This window comes from Borreliella americana (assembly GCF_021043605.1).
Taxonomy (GTDB): Bacteria; Spirochaetota; Spirochaetia; order Borreliales; family Borreliaceae; genus Borreliella; species Borreliella americana.
In genome coordinates this window covers 1-3452 of record NZ_JAJNFB010000038.1, presented here as the reverse complement: position 1 = coordinate 3452, position 3452 = coordinate 1, and the positions used below count along the sequence as shown (strand labels likewise).

The 3452-nt window shown below is 25.6% G+C and carries 2 protein-coding genes and 1 pseudogene; all 3 read left to right on the top strand.

The window, feature by feature from the left end; genetic code table 11:
- Window positions 1–1171: tetratricopeptide repeat protein (locus tag LRB30_RS05605; RefSeq protein WP_231020114.1), on the top strand; the 1171-nt coding region annotated here is incomplete at its 5' end.
- 6 nt (window positions 1172–1177) lie between these two features.
- A complete protein-coding gene (mutL, locus tag LRB30_RS05600; RefSeq protein ID WP_231014656.1) occupies window positions 1178–3013 on the top strand; it encodes a DNA mismatch repair endonuclease MutL in 1836 nt (611 codons plus the stop codon).
- An 18-nt stretch (window positions 3014–3031) separates the two neighbouring features.
- Window positions 3032–3452, top strand: a pseudogene (locus LRB30_RS05595) (hypothetical protein); the annotation flags it as partial.

Genomic DNA, 3452 nt, shown 5'->3' with positions numbered 1-3452 from the left:
TTTACACGAATTCTTGAAAACCAATCCCAATGACACCCAGGCATCTAAAACTTTGGCTCAAGCTTATGAAAACAATGGAGATTTGTTAAAAGTAGAAAATGTATACGAAAAAATTACCAAACTCACAAATACTCAAGAAGATTACTACAAACTTGGAATCATTAGATTCAAGATTAAAAAGTATGAACACTCAATAGCATCATTTGATCAAACAATCAAGCTCAATCCAAAACATAAAAAAGCACATAATAATAAAGGAATAGCTTTAATGCTACTAAATAAAAACAAAAAAGCAATAGAATCTTTTGAGAAAGCAATACAAATTGATAAAAATTATAGCACCGCCTACTACCAAAAAGGAATAGCAGAAGAAAAAAATGGTGATATGCAACAAGCATTTGAAAGCTTTAAAAATGCCTACAATCTTGACAAAAAGCCAAATTATGCATTAAAAGCCGGAATAGTATCAAACAACCTGGGTAACTTCAAACAAAGTGAGGAGTATTTAAAATTTTTTAATGCCAATGCAAAAACCCCTAACGAAATTGCTATTTACAACCTATCAATAGCAAAATTTGAAAACAACAAACTTGAAGAATCTCTTGAAATGATAAACAAAGCCATCGATTTAAATCCAGAAAAAAGTGAATATTTGTATTTAAAAGCATCTATAAATCTTAAAAAAGGAAATTATCAAAACGCTATATCACTTTACAGCTTAGTAATTGAAAAAAACCCTGAAAATACTTCAGCCCATATAAACTTAGCAAAAGCATACGAAAAATCAGGAAATAAAAGTCAAGCAATCTCAACTCTTGAAAAGATAATAAACAAAAATAATAAATTGGCCTTAAACAATCTTGGAATACTTTACAAAAAAGAAAAAAATTATCAAAAAGCAATTGAAATTTTTGAAAAAGCAATTATCAATTCTGATATTGAAGCAAAATATAATCTTGCAACCACTCTAATTGAAATTAATGATACCACAAGAGCTAAAGACCTTCTAAAAGAATATACAAAATTAAAGCCAAACAATCCAGAAGCATTACATGCTCTAGGGATAATAGAATATAATGAGAATAACAATGATCAAACGCTAAGAGAACTTATAAAAAAATTTCCAAATTACAAAAAAAATGAAAATATTAAAAAAATAATAGGAATATAAATTTCAATGAACAAAATAAGATTTTTAGATAAATACTTGGTTCAAAAAATAGCAGCAGGAGAATCAATAGACAGGCCATGTTCAATATTAAGGGAATTGCTAGACAATTCAATAGATTCTGGAGCTACTAAAATTGAGGTTTTTCTTGAAGAAGGGGGAATTCACAAAATCTTAATAATAGATAATGGAAGCGGAATAAGTAAAGAAGATTTAAAAATCTGCTATCTACCACACACTACTTCAAAAATATCATCAGAAGAAGATTTAAGAAAAATAGAAACCCTAGGCTTTAGAGGAGAGGCTCTCTCTAGTATTGCAATTTGCTCCAACATTTCAATAACAAGCTCAACAACTGATAATGAAAGCTATCAAATAGAAGTAGAAAATGGAATTGAAAAATGCTTTAAAAAACAGCCCGCCATAAACGGAACAATAGTAGATGTCACAAAAATATTTCACAACTTCCCAGCAAGAAAAAGATTCTTAAAACAAGAACCCATTGAAACAAAAATGTGTCTAAAAGTTTTAGAAGAAAAAATAATAACCCACCCCGAAATCAATTTTGAGATTAATTTAAATCAAAAGCTAAGAAAAATTTACTTTAAAGAATCGTTAATTGACAGGGTTCAAAATGTATATGGAAATGTAATAGAAAATAATAAATTTAGGGTCTTAAAAAAAGAACATGAAAATATAAAAATAGAAATATTTTTAGCACCAGATAACTTTTCTAAAAAAAATAAAAGATATATTAAAACATTTGTCAACAGAAGACCTATTGATCAAAAAGACCTCTTAGAAGCAATAACTAATGGATACAGCAGAATACTTTCTCCTGGCAATTTCCCGATATGTTATTTATTTTTAGAAATAAACCCCGAATATATCGATTTTAATGTACACCCTCAAAAAAAAGAAGTAAGATTTTACAATCTTCCATTTTTATTTAAACTAATATCTGACAATATTAATAATTTTTTTGATAAAAACATAAATAACTACCAAGACATAATAATAAAAAGACAATTAACAGAAGATGAACATTTAATAGAAATGATCAACCAACCAGAAAACTTTAATAAAACCAACACATATGATATACCACAAAACAATAATTTAGAAACAGAAGATAATATAAACGAGCCAAACAAAAACATAACAAAAAGCAATATTGACCTTAGAAGATACAATTCAATTATACAAAATAGACCATCGCTTAGAGAAAACATTGAAAACATTTTCTCTGAAAACTTTTTAGAATTTGAAGAACCTCAAAATAAAACTGAAAAAGAAGAAATAAAATTTAACTATGTTGGACAAATATTTTCTGAATTTTTAATCGTTGAAAAAATAAATGAAATTTACTTCATAGACCAACACGCAGTTCACGAAAAAATAATATATGAAAAACTTAGAAATTCAAAAAAAACCTTTCAAAAACTTCTAATACCAATTGAATTCACAGTAGTTGATAAAAACATAGAAGAAATTATAGATAGTGAAATTGAAGAATACAAACAAATAAACATTATAATCTCTAAAATAGACTCTAAAAAATATCAACTTGAATCTATTCCTAATATTTGTAGTCAATATGAAAATACTCTTATTAACTTTTTTCAATCAAGAAGAAGCAGGACAATAAATTCTCTTGAATCTGACCTATACGCAACTATTGCTTGTAGAAAAGCTGTTAAAACAAATGACATATTAAGCGTTGAATTTAGCAAATTTTTAATAAATGAATTTTTTAAACTAGAAATCAAACATTGTCCTCATGGACGAAAAATTTATTACAAAATATCTAAATATGAGCTTGAAAAAAAAGTTGACAGAGCATAAAATAAAACTAGAGTTCCCATGATAAAAAAAATCAAATCAGAAATCAAATTATTAAAGATAGAAAAAGATAAAAATTTAATTGAACTGGGAAAAATATTAAAAAATAATAATATAGTAGAATTAAAAAATTTAAACCACTATCCCAATTTAAAATCAGCAGAAAAAGAATTGTACCAAATGAAAAGCAATTTAAGCAAATCAGAAGAAAATGAAAACATATTAAAAAATTTAAACAAAAAAATTTATATTCTTAAAAAAGAATATAAATCTACTAGTAAATCATATAAAAAAAACCTTAAAGAAATTGCTAAAACAATAATCAAAATTTATCCTCAAAATTTAGAATTAATATCAAAATACAATATGAATTTTTCTAAATTGAAACTTGAAAAATATAAAAAAATAGAATTAGCAAGTGATCATAAACCAAAAAATTATT

Excerpts from the sequence above, each read along its gene's own strand:
- mutL (WP_231014656.1), top strand. The coding sequence starts at position 1,178 with ATGAACAAAATAAGATTTTTAGATAAATACTTGGTTCAAAAAATAGCA.